Source organism: Pelagibius marinus, assembly GCF_014925385.1.
Classification (GTDB): domain Bacteria; phylum Pseudomonadota; class Alphaproteobacteria; order Kiloniellales; family Kiloniellaceae; genus Pelagibius; species Pelagibius marinus.
On the sequence record NZ_JACSDK010000015.1, the window covers coordinates 1 to 19845 of the forward strand.

The following is a 19845-nucleotide window of genomic DNA, read 5'->3' on the forward strand; positions in this document are numbered from 1 at the left end:
CTCGACGAACTGCTGCCCTGGCGCTACGCTGCAACCGCAGCGTAGCTGGCTGTCGCACTGAAACGCCAGAGGGCCTTTGCCGGACGCTCTCGGTTCGCCGTCATGAACTTGAAGACCGAGACGACATCGCGTCGCTCTGAGCGAACCAAGCCGCGGCCTTTGCCAGGATATCTCTCTCCTGGCGAAGTTGGCGGTTCTTACGGCGCAGACGGCGAAGCTCGTCGTGTTCCTCGCTGGTCAGGCCATCGACCCGACGGCCACCGTCGCGATCAGCCTGCTTGATTCAGCCATGGATTGTCGCTGCGCACGGCTCAAACTCCCGGGCCGGCGCCACGATCTGTTCCCTGAATTCCGCAGGGTACGGGTTCCTCGTTCTCGGCATTAGGACACTCTCCTCTATAGGTCAAAGTGTGTCCATCAAACCGGGGAAACTCCAGTAGTGCCGGAGGCGATGAGCTTAATTCTTGTGCTCAAGTTACCCGAACTGGTAACTCGCCAAGCACACATCAGAGCCGGTCACTTCTTCAATCCATATTTTCTCTTCCACTTAACATACTGAACAACAACACTTCCAATACCAGCCAAACTCATTGCAGTGCAAAAAAAGATGACAACGGGAATCCAGTCTGAGTAGCTAGGTCTATTGCCAGCCAACCAAAGAGCCAAGTAGATGCCATGAGAGACTATCAAGCCACCTAACACACCCAAAAACGTGTATGCCACAGCCAAAAGAAGCGCCTGACGACCTACCAAAATCAGAGGTCCTTTCTAATTAGAATGGTTGGCGGGCCTTCTGAGAAACGTTGGGCAACTGAGAGTAGTCAATAGCTCCAAGTGCAGCCGCACCACCATTCGATATTGCGCGAATTTTACTTTCGTAGGGTCCAACAGTCGCTTTAGCTAAATTCGTAGCATTCGAAGTCGCAAACGTTCATCCAGCCTATTGCGTCCACGTACTTTCTTATTTTGGGCGCCCCCATCTGAGCGCACTTGCTCAAAAGTGCTGCCTCCTGCACACGAAACAATTGTTCGCTTCCTAATGTATAGAGTGGATAAAAGTAGCAGCCATAGCAGAGCACGCCTTGTGCGACTTCAAACAAGTTGCGGATGTCTTCTGGGACCTTTTGGGAAAGCTCATATCCCAGAAACCGAGATGCCCAATCGTCCTCGTTCAAGCCCTCCGACGTACCGTCACTTTTGACGCGAACAATATGGCTGCCAGTACAGTCAAGTTTACGCCAATTATCCGGTGATAGGTTCTTGAAAAGACGGTTGTTTAGATGGTGGTCCGTCATTTTATTACTTTCACTGTATTTGAAAATTCGGACGGGACGCTAAGCTAACATTCGCAACATCGCTTAGACTAGATAATCAACTCTTGCGAGCAACGTCTAAGATGACCAAAATAGCCCAACTGGCTCGCAAGGAAACGCCATGAAGAGGATGTCAGCCAAGGAAGCCAAGAACGGCTTTGGTTTGTTGCTTGACACTGCACGGGCTGAACCCCGTGGTGATCGAGGAACCAGGAAGGACCTTTGTTGTGGTCCTCTCAACAGCGGAATACGACCGGCTTCACGGCCTCGCACGCCGAAAGGACAACCTGGCGGTCCAGGCCGAAGGCGGTGGCAGCTACCGAACCCTCTGGATCGAGTCATCGCGTAAGGCCATTTCGGGCGCGTCCGACGTGCCCCGACCGGACGTTCGTGAACCAAACCCCGCCTCCAGCATGTTTCGGCCATCCGCATTTCATCCCTCGCGTGCGGGGGCGCTGAAGTACCGATTCTCGCATGAGCCGATCAGCTGCTTTTTCTGAGTAAGAGGTGCGATTGGCAAAATGTATCAAGGATATTCCTGCCGCAAATTTGGAAATGCCACCGGTGTCTAATTTAATCTCGCTTTTGAAGAAGTGCGAAATTAAGGCGATAGATGAATTTACCGATGCTGCAAGAGGGCGGCACCCGGCATGGACGGCGCTACATGCACATGAACCTCACGTAGACTACGAGCGCTCCCCGAAAGACTACCTCGTCAACGAGGCTGTGGCGCTGATTTGGGGCAAAGATGGAGGCCATCACTGGCTCCAGGCCGCTAAGAAAAGGATCGCTCAAACCGCAAATTTCGAGGAATGCGCTTCAGCACTGGCCGAAATTCGTTGCTACGGCGCCATGCTAGAGGCCGGATTCAGCATCCATCCTATACCAGCGAAAAGCACGCCGACCCCTGATTTTCAGTACGACATTCACGGATACACCGGTGCGGTCGAAGTCGCGACAAAGTTGGAGCACACAGACCAGGTTGATAGGGCGAGGAAGATCGCGGCTGGCGCTACCCCCGATGGCGTTGAGCGATCGACATTCTTAGCGCCCTCTGGGAAGATCGAGTTGACCGTTAACGAGATGCACCCGTTCGGTGCGCCCGACCCGAACAAAGCAGGCGATACAGCCCAAACCAATGCGATCAGCCGGATATGCGCGATCAAGGGTAAAGAAACTCAAACCGTCGAAGGCCAACCCAGCATCCTATGGATTGACTGCCGCGATCTCGGAAAGTGGCCGGGATTTCTCACTGTTGAGCACACATCTCCGATTATCAGCGGCCATGCTGGTGCACTTACCTCAGGGCTGTTCTGGTATGGCTTCTACGGCTGGAAAGACGCTCCGGTTCTCGAAGGGCACAGTTCGGATTTCAATTCAATTACGCCGATGGGGCACGATGGGCGGTTTCATTCGGACGCACAAACGAGTAGCCGGTATTCCGCGGCCGTCATTTGTCTTCAGAAGGCAACAGTACTGTATGAGAATCCGGCGGCACCAGAACGCTTGCCGAATGCGATGCGACGAGCTTTTACGCGGCTTCCGTCGTTTGACATTTCTCACAGCGTTGCCGACTGGAAGAGCGGCGATGTGCAGCGGAGTATCGAACTCGCACGGTCAATGATTGAAGCCCTGTCGACCAGTCCTGCGGACGACTGATACCTTGCAGCTTATTCGCACGACTCACATGGCGCGTCCGACGTCGCCGGCCCAGGACTCCAGACATACTAAGGTATTCCGCCGGAAGGGAGAGTTGCTCAAACCCGATACGCTATCGAAGGCTGCATTAAGCCTGCTCAGTCCCAACAATGCTTTTGATCTCGAGGCCAAGTTCAGCAGGAGTAGTTGATCGGGACGTAGTCTGTCGGACATGCCAACTGTCTAGTTTCGTAGGTGAGCGCCTATTCTAAACAATGCATTAGGTCGTGTTCTCTCATAAACCTGACGCATGGGAATATGTACATTTTCTGACCGAACTACAGCCAGTAGATCGCTGGCCCTTCCCTCACCAGCACCCGTGCTACCGCAACTATGGGTGAAAATTAAAGCGCGTGCTGGTATCGAATTGCTGCTGTTTCCAGTATTGTCGATTCGCTATGTCCTCCTCGACAACAACTCATCTGGCGGCTCTGCGGAAAGCCCTTCTTGCACTCCGACCTACAGGAGATGCGGGATTTGAAGGGATGCTCGCTTTAGTCTTGTCTGAAGTCTGCGGCCAGCCATTCCGCCTTGCCTCTGGTGGATCGCAACGAGGTCGTGATGGCGATTCTGCATTCGACGATGGTGCAACTCTTTTTGAGGGAAAGCGCTACGAGAAGTCTGTGCCGAAACGGGAAATCGCTGACAAGCTAATGGATCTAAAGGTCGACAACCAAGGCCAAGTCGATCTTTGGGTGATGGGCGCTACGGCCCCAGTTCCAGCTCTAGACGCCAAGGATTTCCGGTCTCTAGCAGAAAATGAAGGCATTGGAATTGTCCTTCTGGACTGGGCCGATGCGACAACGCTGCCGCCTCTCGCGCTAGCAGTAGCGATGGCGGGGCAGGCGGCAAAGCAATTTCTGCATGATAACCTAGCTAGCTTGGTAAATGAGTCCGACTTACAAGCGGCCCTCGACGCGATCGACCTCATAGCAGCACTTCCGAACTTTGGAACGTTCGCAGAAAATCTGCAGGCTGAACTTAGGAAACCGTCCACTGGCTTGGGGCTCGCCAAAGCGGCGAGTCACGACTGGCTATGGTCGGTATTTTCGAACCAAAGACTCGCGCGGCAGCATTTTGGTCAGCCTCTTGCCCCCAGAGATCCAGGTGGCATATGCGATTATCCAAGAGGAAGCTTGATCAAAGAGCTTCAGCCTGCATTCACTGGTTCACCCTCTACCAGTATCTTTGCGGTCATTGGCACCGAAGGTGCTGGCAAATCATGGTTGGTCGCTGACACGTGGCTTAGCACGACTCCTGCCTCACTTCTGGTTCTAGCGACAGCGGGCGAGCTTCAAGATCCGGAGGATATACTCGAGCCAGAGAAATTTCTCATTCGAAAGCTAATTCATCAGACGAGTAGCATCTTTGATGAAGCAAGCGAAAAACGGTGGCGCCGCCGCTTTGCGGCATGGTGCGCCAATCCCAATCCTGAAAACATCCGCATCACTTTGTGCGTCGATGGCCTCAATCAGTCTCCTAAGTTTCCATGGCCGCGCTTTATTGATGCGGCCTCGCTTCTACTGGATAAGCTTGGAGGGCAGCTCGTAGTCACTACGCGCATCACACACTTCCCGACGATACGAAGGGCAACTGCGCCCGCAATAAAACGTGTGACCGTTCCGGAGTGGACGAAGGCAGAGTTGGAAGAGATCCTTCGAAAGCGCGGCGTCGATCCCGATGTGCTGAGCGAAGACGTCTTCAGCACGCTAAAGAATCCGCGAATTCTCGGAATCGCTGTCAAATTGCTCGATGCTCGCGAGATCGAAAGGATGGAGGATCTCAGTGTGGGGCGGCTTCTGTTCGAACATTTAAGGCAGTCCAACGTCACAGGGGCTTCAGTAATTTCTCCGGAGGAGTTCGCGAAAGCCTTGCAGGAAATGGCTGCGGAGCTTGTGGAGCGTTTAAAATCGCATGACAAAGATGATCTCAGGCTCTTTGATGCGAGGCTCCATGAAAGGCTTTCAGACGTTGCCTCTAGTCTCTTCTTTAAGCCTGTCGGCGACGACCCTGATCGAAATGAGATTGTAGAAGAAGGGCTGCAAATCGCACTGGGTCTTTGGCTTGTCGAGGCTCTCGAGAAGGAAGAGCGAAATAATCGCGATCCGTCGGCCCAGCTCGAAGCGATTCTAGAACCCGTTACCCCACTCGATATGACTGCTGAAGTGGTGGCATCCGCAGCCGAGATAGCGTGTTTGCGCGATCCTTGTCCAGTGTTGGTCGCCGCTAGTCTTATAGGCCACTACGCCAACATGCAAAATGCATCGGAGGTGAGCCTTGCGTCAATTGGCGCATTGGTGAAAAAAAAGCCGGAGGCTTTCATTCGAGCCGTTAAGGATGCCTCTCTTGCCCAAGAGCATGTTGATCGCTTGGAGTGGCTCACTAGTGTTATTCTTGCTGCGCGAGATGATGCAAGCGTGCAAGGTGTTCTTTCCCGTGAGTTAGCTGAGTGGCTTTCGTACTACTCTCTTGCACCAGAGCGGATGTTGGGGGGTGTTCCAGTGAGCGGTTCGGCAGAGCAAATTGAGGCCGAGCGCCAGAAGGCGACAAAGCGGCTCGAAAAAAAAATGGAAAATCTGACTAAGGGGGAACGCAGCTATATTGAGAAGCACCTAATCCGTCATGACGATGGGGATCTGGATCACCTCCATAGGCAAGCGCTCTTTCTGCTTGCCGGGATGCCCCTGGCGCCGTTCGCTCCATCTCTGTTCGCGTGGGCCTTCGCAGATGCACTAAATACATCACTTTATGCGCCAAATCAGGAGTTCGGTTGGCTCATTCAGTCTAATAATCTTGACTGGGAGGCGACCCGGACAGCCTTGCTTGAAGTCGTGGAGACATTTTCAGTGTCCAGGTCGGAGGTGGGCGATTGGGCAGTAGTAGCCATACTCCATGGCACTGGAAATGAAGTCGATGCGGCCAGAGGCCACGAATTGTTCGAGCATCTTACGAGGGACCGAGAGAAGATAGGTTCTTGGCGTTTAGTCGAAACATACTGTGCGACAGATCCATGCGATCCAGCTGCCGTGCGACCAGAGAATATCGATCAGACTGCAAAGAGATTTCGAGAGATTGACGTGGATAAGTTGTGTCTCTCGCTGGGGGCATCGACCGAGGATCACTTCTTTCAAGCGGCCATGCCTGGAATGGCCCGCTTTGCGCCAGAGGTTGGGGCAAACACAATACGGCGTTTTGCAGCACAGACGTTGCAAAGGGAGGGATTACAGCGGAGGCAGGCAGTGTTGAGCCTTCTGCGGCATAGCATTCTTCTGGATAGAGCTACGATAGATGCCTTTGTCTTGGCAGCAATATCCTTTAAGGCTGGCGCCTCGGGAGAAAAGAATGAGATCGCGCGCGATGATTGGATTGTATCGCAGTACTCGCTGCTATTTGCACTTCCCCATCTTTCCGGCGATGAGCAGTTTCGCGCGCTGGCCGACAAGAGAACAGGCAATACTCTTCTAAAAATCGTAGCTTCGCTTAAACCGGCCGATGGCGCGTTGGTCGAATCGCTTTTAGAGCAGGCGGTAGCTGAAGGCAATGATGAAAAGATTGCCCGTATCCTGGCAGCTGTCGAATACACGAATTGCCTTCTGACACAGCGTGCAAGAGAAATTGTTGTCGAGCTTTTGTGTTCAGAGACTGGCAGCGTTCGGGCGCCGGCACTCGGAATTGCAGCGAGCACTGAGGACCCAACATTATTGCGGGCTGTTGTTGATAGTGGCTGGGACGCTGGTCGTCTGGTGCCGGAGAGTGATCACTTCGAGGTCTGGTATGGGTCAGCGGCGCTGGTTGCTGCGGTCGACGTCGGACTAATAGAACTTCCCGACGCACTGGATCGAATGGCATTGAGTCACTATGGGTTTACTGCTGCACGACTTGGCGTTGGCAGGGCGAACCTGGTAGCAGATAGGATTGAGTTGGCTCTTGCGAAGGTCATGAGGCTGCCAGAGCTTTCCGATTTGCCGGGAATGGAGCGCGATGCTCCGTCCGGTCCTACTTCGTCGCCACCTCTAGTCGGCGTGCGGGACGAAGCAATGCCGACAGACCCACAAGCAGTTTTTGAAAGAATGGCGGAGTCCGACGAGCAATTCGAGGAGCGACAGCAGCGCCTTCGTCAAGCGTATAGTCGCTTCAGTAAGGATCTTACCAATGCCGACGCTCGTCTTGTTCTGGAAGATCTGACATTTGATGGGCTTGAGGTAGTCGTAGCTTCCAGACCAGATGTTGTTGAGCGGTGGTGTTCCTGGCTCTTGTGCGCGGATGACTCAAAGAAGAGAGGCCTCTGCCGGTTCGCGGTACAGTTTGCAAGCGCTATCGCGAAGGACAATACTAAAGAAGCTATTGAGCTATTTCGTGCCTACGCCAAGGTCGATCCACTCGTGCGGCACGTAACCGGGCTAGCAAAGATTCCAGCGGAAATAGAGGCGTTATGGCGCCATGCGGATATTCCTGAAATCGCCGCCGAATGTGTAAATCGGCTTGATCAAGCCAGTACCGATCGCGAATTGGCCCTCGAGGTCGTGGCTGCATTCCGTGCGGGTCAGGCTGCAATTGTTGAAAGCCATATAAAGAATCTCATTGCTACGGGGAGGCCAGCATCGATTGCCCGCGGAATTGCAGTCGCGGGCTTCTGCGATCAGTCCGAGTTTGCCGACCAGATATTACTTAGATATAGGACATCTAGCGGATTCATTGGTGCAGCCCATCGCGCTGCCAGGCGTGCATATGATCGAAATGTGTGGTCACGCCACTGGTGGGAGAAGATGGGGGCCGCAACCGATCGGCTCGATTTCTGGCGCTACTCAGTTCTTCTAACGAAGATAGTCGATGTGCGATTTGAACTATGGGCAGGTGAGGTGGCGGACGATACGCTACTCAGCACCTTTTACGTGACCATAGAGGACGGGATAAAGAAACGCATCAAGAGATGGAGCGACAAGCGTCGCGACCAGCTATTTGGCAGAAAGGCACCTCCAAGCATTTTTGTGTCACGGAGTTGATGTAGGTCCTATTCGACCGATGTGGCTCGTGCCCGGGGAGGTCCAATAGCACAAATCCTTGCGTGGACCGGGTTTCTTGTGCTGCTTACTTCAAGTTGCCGCCTCTTTCAGGCCGATTGTGTTGAGAACGTGACCGCAGTAGGTGCAGGGATCGGCGCGCCTCGTCTCTCTCAAGGCTTAGTACGGCGCATTCAGGATGTCATTGCGGATGCCCGGGTGATTTTGGCGGAGGTGAAGCAATTGCAGCAACCGTCTCGGTGGGCCTCGAATTGAACCGCGAGGTCCGAAGGATGGAAGCCCATCCAGAGCCTCCAAGGCGCTCGCGGCAGCGCCAGCGGATCAGGTGACTCCCCTACATTCCGTGGTTTGAGCACTGCGCCGAACGAGAGTATGGTGGCAGAGAAGTTAAACCAGGAAGGGAGTGGCAGTGCCAGACCTACAGGTCATCTGCGTGAACAAGTCCGACCGAATGAACCCGTACGAGCGAATTCTCCGGATCGGCGACGGGCAGACAATATTGGGATCGTGGCGCAAGACACAGGAAGAAGTAATTCGGGAAATTGAGGCAGGGGTGAACAGGTTCTACGTACAGGTGAACAGACAATCCGTTTGGGTCGAAATTGCCGTCAGCCAGCATGGCAATAGGTACCTAAAGACAGAGCCTGGTGGGGAGCAGCCGAATAACCTGTTGAGCCTTCCGGAGTGCCGGGCCTGATTGTTTGGGCCAACTATTCTGTCCGCCAGGTAAAGCACGCAGCGGTTGATTTTGAGTTCCCCAGCAAAGTAGGCTCACTATTGGCGTAGGACACGTTCTTGGGTTAGAGTTCCTGATTAGCCGCAACATGGTTGAATTTGGACCTGGGCGGTAGTGGTCCCCCGGACGGGTTTCGAACCCGCTTCTCCCGATTACAAGTCGGGCGTCCTTAGCCGATAGACGACCGGGGGTACCGCTTCTGAAAGGGCCCGCTGCTGACGCCTCAGCAGCGGGCTTTTTTGCCAGATTTTAAGATTATAGCAATTTTGCGATGGTAGATCAACCTTGACCGATAGCAATAATGCTATACCTTCTTGGACATTCCGCACCTATGCGTCTCGAAGCGGGCGCTGCGAAGTTGAAGAGTGGTACGATTCGCTCACGCCAAAGGCGCAGGCTAAGGTCTTGGTTCGCCTGGAGTATCTGGCACAACAGCCGCGGAGCGGTTGGCAACGCCCCCATTTTGCGCCGCTGCATGGAGAATGCAGTGGCCTCTACGAGGTGCGGTGCAAAGTCGAGAAGGTCGAGGTCAGATTGATCGGCAATTTCGGACCGAACAGACAGGACTTTACGTTGCTGCTCGTTGCTGAAGAACGCGGCGGCAAGTTTCGGCCGCCAAGCAGTTGTTCAACAGCACAGGATCGTTGGAAGGAATTGAAAATAGAACCGGAGCGAGCCCATGAGTGGAAACCTTAGGCAGTCGCTGGTTGAGAAACTGCGCGACAAAGCGTTTCGGCATGAATACATGGCCGAACACATCAGAACTGGCATCGCCTACCAAATACGCGCGCTACGGGACAAGCGTGGATGGTCGCAGCAGGAGATGGGGCGGCATCTGAAGAAGCCACAGAGTGTGGTTTCACGTTTGGAAGACCCAGACTATGGGCGCGTTAGTCTTCAGACGCTCATTGAAGTAGCCGACGTATTTGACGTGGGAGTCTTGGTGCGCTTTGTCGGTTACAGGGAGTTGTTGGAGAGAACCAGTGACCTTTCACCGGCCGCGTTGCTCGCACCAAGCTTTGATGAAGAAGAAAGTGCGCCTGTTACGTACAAAGCTGTTCAGGGTACTTCGGCGGCATCGGAAGGGGCACGGTCTGGAACAGAGCAATCGACATGGTCCCGCAATACTCTGTATTCACTGACTCTCGATGACCCAGAACGGCGCAGGCAAGGTCAGGCAACAATTACTCAATCGGAGCGAGAGCGAAACGCTTTGAGTCTGCAGAGAGGCTCATCCGCAATTCAAACAGATTCCATTGTTGGTTCCGCTAATCGCTTCCCTACGCTCACCCGTGCAGGATACCTTTTGGACCATGCGACTCATTAATGCTGAGAATGGACGCGTCTTGTCGTTGTTCTCGCAGGACGACATCCAGCCACAGATGGGCTACCATCTGCCGGATATCGTTGAAGGAATTGTGGCTCGATATCTCTTTGCTTCATTCCCCGAGGACAAGAGACTATCTGGGGACTCCCAGGAAGGACCACTCAGGTTCAAAACCGGAAGATTTGTCCATAGCAATACTCCGATATATATCCATCTGATGGATGTCTATCGAGATGGTGTTGTTGTCGAGGCCACTTCCACCGACTACGCAGAGATTGTTGCTGACGATCTTTTGTCCTGGGCGGAGGAGCAATTCGGATTCAGGTTTTCTGAAGCGTCAATGCGAAGAGTGTATACGAGCTCGGTAGTTGTTGAGTTCGATCTTGATGTCAACTATTCCCTTGCAGCATTTGAACAGGTCAGTGCCGCTTATACGGCTGCTATGCGACGGTTCCGCGCAATAGACGAAACCGTGAACGTGACGAAAATTCAGCTGGGCGTTGACCCCACTCGTCTGACATCGCGACAGTTGGGTGCTGATTTTATCATCGAACGGCGGGTCAATTGTCCACACGATAGCAATAGGTTCTTCTGCGACGCACCGCTTCCAACCCTAGACCATGTTGAGCTTTTGAAGACATTCGAGGCACTCTTGAAGACCGGACGCGGGTCGTAGAACGGAAGATCTCAAAGCTATGAATTCGACGGGATGAGATCGCGTGTATGGAAGTTCGTGGCGTCAGTCCATCTCGTGACCGCTATCGCTTCTTGTTCTTGGTTCCGGATTGCCGAGGCCGTGCTGTAGCTCCGGCCGACCTTCATCGCTGTCGGTGGGTTTGTTGCGTTTCAGCATGCTGGGTCATGAGGTCAATAGCTTGCTTTGCCTATAATCTTGTTCTCCCGCCTCCGTGCCTGCCGCCATCCGTCTCGCAGTTTTGCAGCCAGCACTTCCTTGTCGCCGAAGGCTTCCTCATTCGTGATTCTGATGAGCGTGATGTCAAAACGCGCGCAGTCCTCGTCCTTCTGGCGGTCGCGCACCATCTGTTCGGGTTTCCGGTGAATAGATCCGTCAATTTCGACGGCCAGCCTGATCTTCGGGAAAAAGAAGTCCAGTATCCACTTTCCGGATGCCACGTGTTGGGACTTGAACTCCCCTTTCAGGACACCGCCGCCCAACTCTAGGAGAAACTGTTCGAATGCCGCTTCCGCGGGCGTGGGATTGGCACGTTGATGCCTCGCATGCGCAATGATGTAGCTTTCGGAGTACTCATGCTCGTCGACAGCCGCCACCTGGCCCACCGGACTAGGAGTGACGCCATCACGTCCCTTGCGCTGTCGCCGCCGACCGGTGCGCCTTCTGGAAGTTCCACGTCTTGGATTACGCATAGTCAGTACAGTTTGAATCAAATTTCAGCGGGTCGAGTACGCGAGATTCCATCAAACATGGCTGACGTTGCCCCTACGTTAACGCTGTGAATGCAATCGTAATCCCTGATCGTAGGCGGGCGCGTCCTCCTTCGTTGCAGGCTACGCATGACTGGGCTCTCGTAAACCGGATCTCTGCATGGCCTTTGGCGATGCAGAGGTCCGGCCGTCCGGCTTCGATCCCTCGCGCGTAGATTCTGGCAAGGCCCAATATTGACGGCTGCGCGAGGGCGTCCTCGGTCCCGCTGCGCTCGTTCCTCGCTACGCTCCTGCGGGGCCGCCAGGAACCTCGCTCCTCCGATCGCCGCTTCCCGCCGCTCAGAGCGCGGCTCCTGGCAGGCTTCTCAGTTTTTTTGGTATGACGGCTTGGCCGCGCTCCTCGGGCCGAGCCAGGGCCTTTGCAAGGCGAACCACCTTGCGGCGGTAGATGTCGGCAATTTCTGGGTTGAAGTCGGGGGAGTGGGTGGAGCAGGCGAAGCGGTTCTGGCCGCGAATGGTGTAGATTGTGAAAATTTGGGAAGCTATCCTCCTTCTGTCGTCGGCGACAGCACTCCCTCGAGGTACAGTCTCATGGCAAGCGAGCACAGCGATCTCAGAAGCCTAGTCGGACGGACCCACGAAGGCCGCCTCATCCCCGTTCTGGGGTCGGGTGTCGGTGTGGTGGCGGGACTTCCTAGTTCTCGTGAAATCACACAATTACTTGCCGAGGAGATAGGGATCGCCGACGAAGACCGCGCCATCGATCTTTCGACAGTTTCCGAGATGTTTGTGGCGAGGACCAGCAAGCAAGCGCTGGAGCGCAGGCTGGCAGAAATATTCTCCGGGCCTCGACGACCCACACCGATTCACCAGCACCTAGCCCGGCTATCGGGCGTTCAGATATTCATCTCGACTGGGTACGACGATCTTCTTGAAAGGGCGCTGGACGCGGAAGGCAGACAGTACGAAACCATTAGCTTCCAAGAGAGTGAAGAACTCGAGGCCGTTTATGTTTCCGTAAAAGGGGAGCGTCATGTCCTGCGCAGGAATGACCCGGAGCTAAGTAAGCTTGAGCCGTTCACGCCTTTGGTGATCAGATTGTTCGGGGGAGGGGTATCACGATCGTACGAGCCACGCTTCGTCGTGACTGAAAGCGAACTAGTTCATCTGGCGAAGTCGCTGCCCGAGATCATCCCAAGCCATGTTCTCGCTCGCATCAGGACATCATCCCTTCTGTTCCTCGGCTTATCGGCGACCGGAATGGCTACTCAGATGACTCTGAGCTCACTGCTCAGAGATCGCGCGACCTCAAGCCCAACGAGTTGGGCTGTCCTTCCGCTTAGTGATGTGGCGAGCAACGAGGTCTTCACGCGATTCGGGGTGACAGTTATCGAGGGCGAATTGTCTAATGTAGTCGACTCTCTATCGCAGCAGGTAGAGTTCTCGAGGGCCTCTGCAGAAAGCCGCCGGCGGGACAGGCAAGCAACAAGTAACAGTGATTCCACAGAGGAAGAGCCGGAAACACAGTCTGACGTGGACCGCGCACGCCCGATATCAGTTGCGGATGTCGTGGCTGCAGCAGCAGGAATTGACGCGGATATTACGACAGATGGCGAAGGCCTACTGGCGGCGGCAGTCGCACTTCTTCCACAGAAGAGGGCGGAGAACGATGTCCTGTCCACTTCCACCCTGTTCCTCGCGGCAGTCGAATGGGGGCTGGGTCGGGCTGGTGTCCGAGAGCCGCCTAAGCCCCTAGCTAGTCTGGCTCACGCGCTCGTCTCGTCGAGGGAAGGACCTTACGACGAACTCCGCACCGAATTCTTTCAGACAAATCCCCCGACTATAAAGCTTGAGATTGGAGGAGAGGAAATTCCATCCTTTGATCTTTCAAGCAACTTCAAACAAGCGTATCGAGACGCTGCTGCTGAAGGATCCGTCACCGCGACCGCACTGGTGCGGTCCTTGCTCCGCCACGCTGCGTCTCCTGCTTACACCGGTACCTGGTTTCGAGATCGGCTTGAGAAACTCGAAGTATCACCGTCCCTACTGGAGATGACTCTTCTTCCCGGCGCCTCCACCCATGCAGCTAGCGATCTGTGGACCGTCGATGACAAGCTCGGCTATGCTGAATACGCAAGAGCTATCTTCCATTTCTTGAGGGATCCGCGGACGCATCCACCGCTAACTATCTCAATTCAAGCGCCATGGGGCGGCGGCAAGACCTCGCTGATGCGGATGATTCAGCGCGAGTTGGATCCTGTAGGCTATGCGCGTGCCCAACCCAGCTCGCTACCAGCGAGCGCGCCTGCAAAAGGCGCCTCAGCGGAGACGCTCCTTGATGAGCTCCGGGAAATGGCGAATGGTAGGGCCAGTGAGATACGGATGAACTTGGGCGAGGGAGGCACATTTCCGACTATCTGGTTTAACGCGTGGACCTACCAGAGCGGCAACCAGTTCTGGGCTGGTCTTGGGGAGGCGATCGTTCGTGGGCTGACCATGCGGCTTGATCCTGTCCAGCGTGAGAAGTTCCTCTTGCGACTGCACCTCGCTCGCGTTGATCCGCATGCCATTCGTCGAAAGGTCTACGCGGCAGCAGCTCAGCACTTCCTCAATTTCCTGCGTAGTGGCCTCAAGTGGGTGTTAGCCATCGTCGTACTTCTTACGGCGGCTATAATTGCCGGTATTGGTTTAGCATACGATCTTAGTCAGGAGCTCCTCGGCTGGACCGTCTCGGGTTCGGCACTCGCTGGTTTGGGAACCGCTCTTGTGGGGTATGCCAGAGCACTGTTCAAGGCCAAAGCCGAGCCGGCGCAGTTCAGCCTTTCCGACTTCCTTGACATTCCCAACTATTCGGGTGAGCAAGGCTTTGTACATCAAGTGAACGATGACCTACGCCGAATCTTAGACATCCTACCCTTTGTCGAGGGGGCCGATGGTGAGCCTCTCCGCGTCCCCATCGTGCTGTTCATCGATGACCTGGATCGATGCTCACCAGTTAAAGTCGCCGAGGTTTTTGAGGCGATAAATCTCTTCATCGCAGGCGAGTTCCCGAATTGCTACGTTGTTCTAGGCATGGACTCAGAGATTGTGGCCGCAGCTTTGGAGGAGGCCCACAAGGAGGTTGTTGCTCGCCTGCCGGCCTATAGTCGGCAGACGGCGGTAGGCTGGCGTTATATGGACAAATTCGTCCAATTGCCGTTTGTTATTCCTCCGATCGATCCGGAAGCCGTCAAACTCTATGCGGTCCACCTGGCCGCCCGAGAGAACTTGGCAGCGAACCAGGCCCAAGTCCGAGCAGCGGCACTCGATCGTCGAAGTCTTGAGGACTCGATTGCCGAAATTCAGCACGAGGTCGAGGAGGATGAGCAAGTCGCACAGCGACTCGCAGAGAAGCATGGGCTCGAGGGCCAAGTTGGCGAGGCCCTGGCTCGAGAGATCATGGAACGGGACCAGCGGCTGGAGTTCATCGACGCGCGTGCGGAACTTTTGAGCCAGGACAGCAGTGAGATTGAGGCATTGCTGCAACAGGCCCATGCTGAGTTCTCCAATAACCCGAGAGAGCTCAAACGCTTAGTAAACGTGTATCGGTTCTACATGAATCTACGCTTGGCGCGCGAGTCGCGTGGCCAATCAATCCCGACCATTGAGCAGACTCGAAATTGGGTAATGATGATGCTGGCTTGGCCGGAGTTCTATCGATGGATTCGGCGCAGCCATACGGAATGGGAAGCTGAAGCAAGTGACTTGGAGGCTGCAGAGACCGGGCGACTTCTTAAAGAGTTGGAAGATCTGGCCATCAAGCCAATCGAAAAGTTGAACGGGACGAACGAGAAGTCAGAGATGGTTGAGCCAACTTTGGAGGACTGGACGAGCGGGCTAGAAAGCCGAAGCGGTCTTTCCAAGGAGACCCCTTGGTTATCGGACGAACGCCTCTTCCGCTTCTTTCAGCGTGTCGCGAATGCGGGACACGAGGCCTCGTTGGCGGCAGGAGCAGGAAAGGGCTTCTGGTAGCAGCCAGGGCGTTGAGCACTTTGACTTTGCCCTTGCTCGCATCCTTCTTGGCTAAGCTGTACCACGACCCGCACAGGGCCGACCGAATAATCGTATTTGACGACCCGTTTAGGCGCTCCCGCAGCAGCCGCAGAAGACCAGACCCGAGAGAGCGGAGTGACCGGCCGACGCAGCTTGAGCATGGTCCTAGCGTGGCCGGCGCGGGTGGCGATGATGGTCTTGGCAAAGGTCTCGGTAAGCTGCTCCTGGCGGGGCTTGACGGCCTGCCAGAGGGCATCCTTGACGATGTGTAGCTCGGGACCCTCGACGGTGATCCGCGTTGACCTGGTCGCGGCTGATGCGATCCGGGCCCTCCGCGAGGAGGACGTCGAACTCTTGACGCCGCGCATCCTGGAGGAGGGCCCGGATCGCATCAGCTGAGCGACGGCGTGCACCGCGGCGTCGATTTTGACCTCGGCGGCCGCGACCGTCTTGGCGGAGCTTCCTGCGGGCGGTCCTTGCTGTCGGTCATGACAATTCCTTTTCCGGAAGACTTCAAAAGGAGGGGAAACAATCCGGCAAGGAGGCCGAACGATCGTTGACCGGGTGGTCGCCTCCGGAGGCGGGCGGAGGCCCCTTGAGACGGCCCGGCGCAGCCCGACAGGGCGGCCTGCAAGCGCCAGGAACTGCGTTGAGAGTAAACTCGCTATCTCAAGGCTTTGCATCAAGGTCGAATCCGACGGCTTGTTCCCATTTGTCAGAGGCCGCCCGCGGCCGGCGGCGACCGAAATCACTCCAAAGTTTTTCGAAGAAAGGTTCGAGGACGCGATAGATGCGTATCTCGTAGTGATCGATAAGGTAGTCCTCAATGCACTCATGACCGAAGTTTGTGCCAAATGTGCCGTCACCGAAGTCAAAGGAATAGTCTCTGATCTCCCGAAGTCCTGCAACACATCTCAATGGGAGGGGGAGCATTAGAACGTCGCGCGCGAACCTCAGGTACTGGGACAAGGTGACCACTAAGCCTTCCTCGAGCATGTGGGGGGCGATAGTCGGACGAGAGTTTTCCTCTCTCCCCCTAGTTCTTTCGGGATCAAGAAGCCAGGTGTCGACACCCCAAAGCTCTCCATTCGTGAACGCCTGCGTCGCACCAAAGGCGTAAGCATCCTTCCTATTCTCAGCTGTCTTGCTCAGATCGATTGTGAAAGCCGCCGCACCCTCTTGATTTCTCGCATAATAGAACGCGCCTTTTGTCTGATGGCCCATAAGGTCCCGGACGTTTCCCGACGGTAGCCATGCGCGGAGGTCAAGCGGGTCAAAGCTTCCAGTTTGCTCTGCCGGGATCAGTCGCAGAAACATTTGCGGACCAGGACAAAGCCAGACCTTCGTGTCACCCTCCTGCAACGGATGTTGCGGGTCGATCCGACCTAACAGCGACACTGGAAAGACGTTGTCATCTTGACGGCTAAAGACTGTTCCGAAGTCAGAGGTCGGCGGTTTGTCTTGTTCGCTTTCGAGAAGGCCAGCCGAGATAATCTCGCCGAACGCCCGTTCAAGGCTTTTGACCAGCGCCTTTCTGGCTTTGTCTCGTTGATCTTGATCGGGATTCTCAGGGAGGTGGTAGGTAAGCGGTCTATTCTTATGCCGCATGTCGAATGGCCGGTCGGTCTCCCAATTGCCGTACGCGGTGTTGAAGACGGGCAGGATCCTGCTGTCTCCTACGGTCGCGGTCGCACGCCCGTATTCAATCATCACATTCGGATTAGGCATCGGCCGTTTGGCGCCGGCCTGAGTGACAATCGAGATGTCGGGAACGAAGATTCCGCATCCGTCGATACGCTCGAAGATAGTCCGTGCAACATCGACGTTCCCGGGCGCCCCCCGAACACCATCCTCCGCCCTCAGTGCGTTTTCGCGACCGAGTTCTGCGTGAAGGCTCTTGATTGCACGGTCAATACAGTCGCCAATGAAGCCGCGGTTTGTGCTGTTCGGCAGATCACTTTGCCAGGAATAGAAGACCGTCTGTGTCATCATGGCATCCGATGCGGACGGCCTAGCGTTTGCCGGCGTTGCGGGCGAGCTTGGCGAGATGCTTCTTGCAAGCGGCTTCGACCAGCTTGTGAAGTCGCTGCGTGCACTCTCCGAGCCAAAGCAAGGCCTCCCGCTCGATCTTGTAGTGCTTTGAGTAGCGCGCTTTCACGTAGGCCTCGACGAGCAGATTGAACCAGGCGCGGTGAGCGGCCAGCTCGCGCGGCCAGGCCTCCACAAGGCTTCGGTCTTGGTCTTCGGCGAGCGATCGCAGGAACTTGATGTTGTGCGCTGGCGGCGTGTAGTTGGTTAGCGTCAGAAGCAGCCCCGTATAGGCATTCTCAACCGCCTGATGCAACAAGAAGGCAGGTTGCTTTGTCCGGCCTTTGTCTAGCAAATAGCGTGCGGTATCGAGGAAATCCTCTGCTGTTGGGATCCGATCCTCGAAGTGCTCCTTGGCGGTCTCATACGCCTCCCTAGGCGAGCACGGCTGGGGATCGGTGAGCGGCTCGTCATCCAGCTCGTAGAGGACGACGCCCTCCTTGCGGATGTCGGTGAAGAAATACTGCCCTTTGCGGATGGCCTCGTTCACCTCCCGCCGGCTGTGCACGATGAAGCTGACCGGGGTCTTGATAGCGCGGTCGTGCATGAAGCGGTCGCTGGCCTTGTGCCAGTAGGGCTCGAACTCGGCCAGCTTCTTGTTGTTGACGATGATCAGCAGATCGAAGTCGGAGCGGTAGCCCTTGGTGGTGTGGGGCTCGTCTACCCAGGAGCCCCGGGCATAGGACCCGAAGAGGATGACCTTGAGGATGCGCCCGCGCTTCTTCCAGTCGGCGCTGGAGCCCTTGAGGGCGTCCTCGAACTCCTCGTGCAGGATCTCCAGCGCCCGCTCCAGTTCGCGCTGCTTCTTCGGCGGCAGGTGATCCAGGCTGAACTTCATCTTCGGGAGGGGGGCCGGGTTATCGGGAGGAGCCAATTTCGACCTTCGATTGTATACAGCAGACGGAGATGGGGGAAGAGGTCAAAGACAGCCAGCGAGCCGAACCGTCAGGACGGGCCGGAGACTCGGAGCATGCAAAGGTATTCTACGGAAAAGGCGCGCCCATCACATCCTGTGTGTCGGACGTGCCTTCGCCTTGTCTGACATTCGATCTTCTTGCCGACCGGCCCTTCAAGACGGGCCGCCGAAAGGCAGTCCGCGAGGGACAAGGTGCGCCCGAAGGGCGTCCGCTTTCCATTTTTTCTGACTTGGGCGCCGGCCTCCCCTCTTGGACGTGCCATCGGGTTTCCGAGCGGTGCCATCAGGTAAATCCGGAGTGCCATCGGATTTTCAGGAGGGTGCCATCGGGTTTCGCAGGGGGTGCCATCGAATTTCGGGGCACGACGAAGCCAGTGCCATCGAGTTTTCCGAGATGGCCCTCGTTAAGTCCTTGTTATTCCATGGCCAACAACAATCAACATGTGGGGCAGGATACGCATTTTGTACGTACAAAATGCCAGGTCGGCTGCCCCGCAGGGGCTGCCGGCCAGACCCGCCAAGATCGCCGCAGGCAGCGGCGCCAGGCGGGTAGCTTACCGCCCCCTGCGGGGCCGGTGCTGAGGCGAACCAGGTACGGGAGTGCGCATGCAAACGTCCAGATTTGAAGTCCGGTTGACGCCTGCACAGAAGGACGAGCTGAAGGCCGCCGCCGCGGCCGAGCGGCTCACCATGTCGGGCTATGTGCTGGCGCTGATCAAATCCGCGGTGAACCGCCAGCCCTTCCTGACCCGAGAGGAGATCAACGCGCTCGATCTCAACCGCGAACAGCTCCGCCGCGCCGGCATCAACCTCAATACCCTCCTGCGCGAGCTGCAGGCCTACAACCGGGGCTCCAGCCGCCGGGCGCCGACCGAGGAGCATTTCGCGGAGGTCAAAGCCGACCTCGACGCCGCGCTGGGCCAGATCCGCGCCTGGCTCCAGACGAAGGTTTAGACAAATGCTGCCCTTCTCCGAGCACGACGAAGACTTCGAGTTCGAGAAGCGTGCCCGGGACGGCAACATGGAGCGGTGACCCTGTTCCGGGCCTAGCAGGTTTCATGCCCGCTGCTCAAAGGCTAAAGACCTTCAGATAGCGATCCACCGTCGTCCGCGATGTGCCAAAAGGCGACGACCCTAGTAAGCAGCGTTGCCTCCGTTTCTTAGCGCTCTGGTTCGTGCTCAACCGCGCCCACGAAATCGGGACTAGCGGGTGCCACCGCTTGCGCAAGATGGCCCGAATGCGATGGCCCGGTAAGAAAATCCATATCGGGCGGATCCCAAACATGCGGGCAGCTGCACGGATAGGTCGA

12 protein-coding genes and 1 tRNA gene are annotated in these 19845 nt (G+C 55.9%); 9 read left to right on the forward strand and 4 right to left on the reverse strand.

All coding sequences use genetic code 11. The features are described 5' to 3' along the window. Positions 1-1826 precede the first annotated feature (1826 nt). From H7X47_RS17770 to H7X47_RS26555, 3 genes are all read left to right on the forward strand, one after another. Positions 1827-2972 carry a hypothetical protein gene (locus H7X47_RS17770; protein WP_193370074.1) on the forward strand — a complete coding sequence of 382 codons (1146 nt, stop codon included), beginning with the start codon at positions 1827-1829 and terminating at the stop codon, positions 2970-2972. Positions 2973-3496: 524 nt separating this feature from the next. Continuing rightward, the gene (locus H7X47_RS17775) at positions 3497-8014 is read left to right on the forward strand and encodes a hypothetical protein (protein WP_227010590.1); all 4518 of its coding nucleotides are present in this window, start codon (positions 3497-3499) and stop codon (positions 8012-8014) included. Between the two features lie 451 nt (positions 8015-8465). After that, positions 8466-8729, forward strand: a complete 264-nt coding sequence (locus tag H7X47_RS26555) for a DUF3892 domain-containing protein (RefSeq protein WP_319633639.1) — start codon at positions 8466-8468, stop codon at positions 8727-8729. A gap of 154 nt (positions 8730-8883) precedes the next feature. Here the strand turns inward: H7X47_RS26555 and H7X47_RS17785 are convergent. Then, positions 8884-8959, reverse strand: a tRNA-Thr gene (locus tag H7X47_RS17785). A 94-nt stretch (positions 8960-9053) separates the two neighbouring features. Here H7X47_RS17785 and H7X47_RS17790 point away from each other — a divergent pair. Genes H7X47_RS17790 through H7X47_RS17800 form a run of 3 tightly spaced genes read left to right on the forward strand, consistent with a single transcriptional unit; the run spans position 9054 to position 10771 of the window. After that, positions 9054-9464: a type II toxin-antitoxin system RelE/ParE family toxin gene (locus H7X47_RS17790; RefSeq protein WP_193370076.1), complete on the forward strand. Its 411-nt coding sequence runs from the start codon at positions 9054-9056 to the stop codon at positions 9462-9464. Further along, the gene (locus tag H7X47_RS17795) at positions 9448-10095 is read left to right on the forward strand and encodes a helix-turn-helix domain-containing protein (protein WP_193370077.1); all 648 of its coding nucleotides are present in this window, start codon (positions 9448-9450) and stop codon (positions 10093-10095) included. Before H7X47_RS17790 ends, H7X47_RS17795 begins: the two co-directional genes overlap by 17 nt. Further along, entirely contained in the window at positions 10082-10771 is a 690-nt protein-coding gene (locus tag H7X47_RS17800; protein WP_193370078.1) for a hypothetical protein, read from the forward strand. The genes H7X47_RS17795 and H7X47_RS17800 overlap by 14 nt, the downstream gene beginning before the upstream one ends. 191 nt (positions 10772-10962) lie before the next feature. Here H7X47_RS17800 and H7X47_RS17805 read toward each other — a convergent pair whose 3' ends face one another. Then, a complete protein-coding gene (locus H7X47_RS17805) occupies positions 10963-11385 on the reverse strand; it encodes an endonuclease domain-containing protein (RefSeq protein ID WP_193370079.1) in 423 nt (140 codons plus the stop codon). Positions 11386-11886: 501 nt separating this feature from the next. On the opposite strand from H7X47_RS17805, the gene H7X47_RS17810 reads away from it, so the two are divergent. Further along, positions 11887-15510, forward strand: coding sequence for a P-loop NTPase fold protein (locus tag H7X47_RS17810; protein ID WP_193370080.1), 3624 nt, complete (start codon positions 11887-11889; stop codon positions 15508-15510). Between the two features lie 285 nt (positions 15511-15795). Further along, positions 15796-15930 carry a hypothetical protein gene (locus tag H7X47_RS26150; RefSeq protein WP_264373101.1) on the forward strand — a complete coding sequence of 45 codons (135 nt, stop codon included), beginning with the start codon at positions 15796-15798 and terminating at the stop codon, positions 15928-15930. Between the two features lie 270 nt (positions 15931-16200). Here the strand turns inward: H7X47_RS26150 and H7X47_RS17815 are convergent, their stop codons facing one another. Both H7X47_RS17815 and H7X47_RS17820 read right to left on the reverse strand, forming a co-directional pair. Continuing rightward, complete coding sequence (locus tag H7X47_RS17815; protein ID WP_193370081.1) at positions 16201-17523, reverse strand: hypothetical protein; 1323 nt, start codon at positions 17521-17523, stop codon at positions 16201-16203. A 19-nt stretch (positions 17524-17542) separates the two neighbouring features. Beyond that, positions 17543-18457: a nucleotidyltransferase and HEPN domain-containing protein gene (locus H7X47_RS17820; RefSeq protein WP_193370082.1), complete on the reverse strand. Its 915-nt coding sequence runs from the start codon at positions 18455-18457 to the stop codon at positions 17543-17545. A gap of 684 nt (positions 18458-19141) precedes the next feature. On the opposite strand from H7X47_RS17820, the gene H7X47_RS17825 reads away from it, so the two are divergent. Continuing rightward, complete coding sequence (locus H7X47_RS17825) at positions 19142-19489, forward strand: plasmid mobilization protein (protein WP_227010592.1); 348 nt, start codon at positions 19142-19144, stop codon at positions 19487-19489. Positions 19490-19845 lie beyond the last annotated feature (356 nt).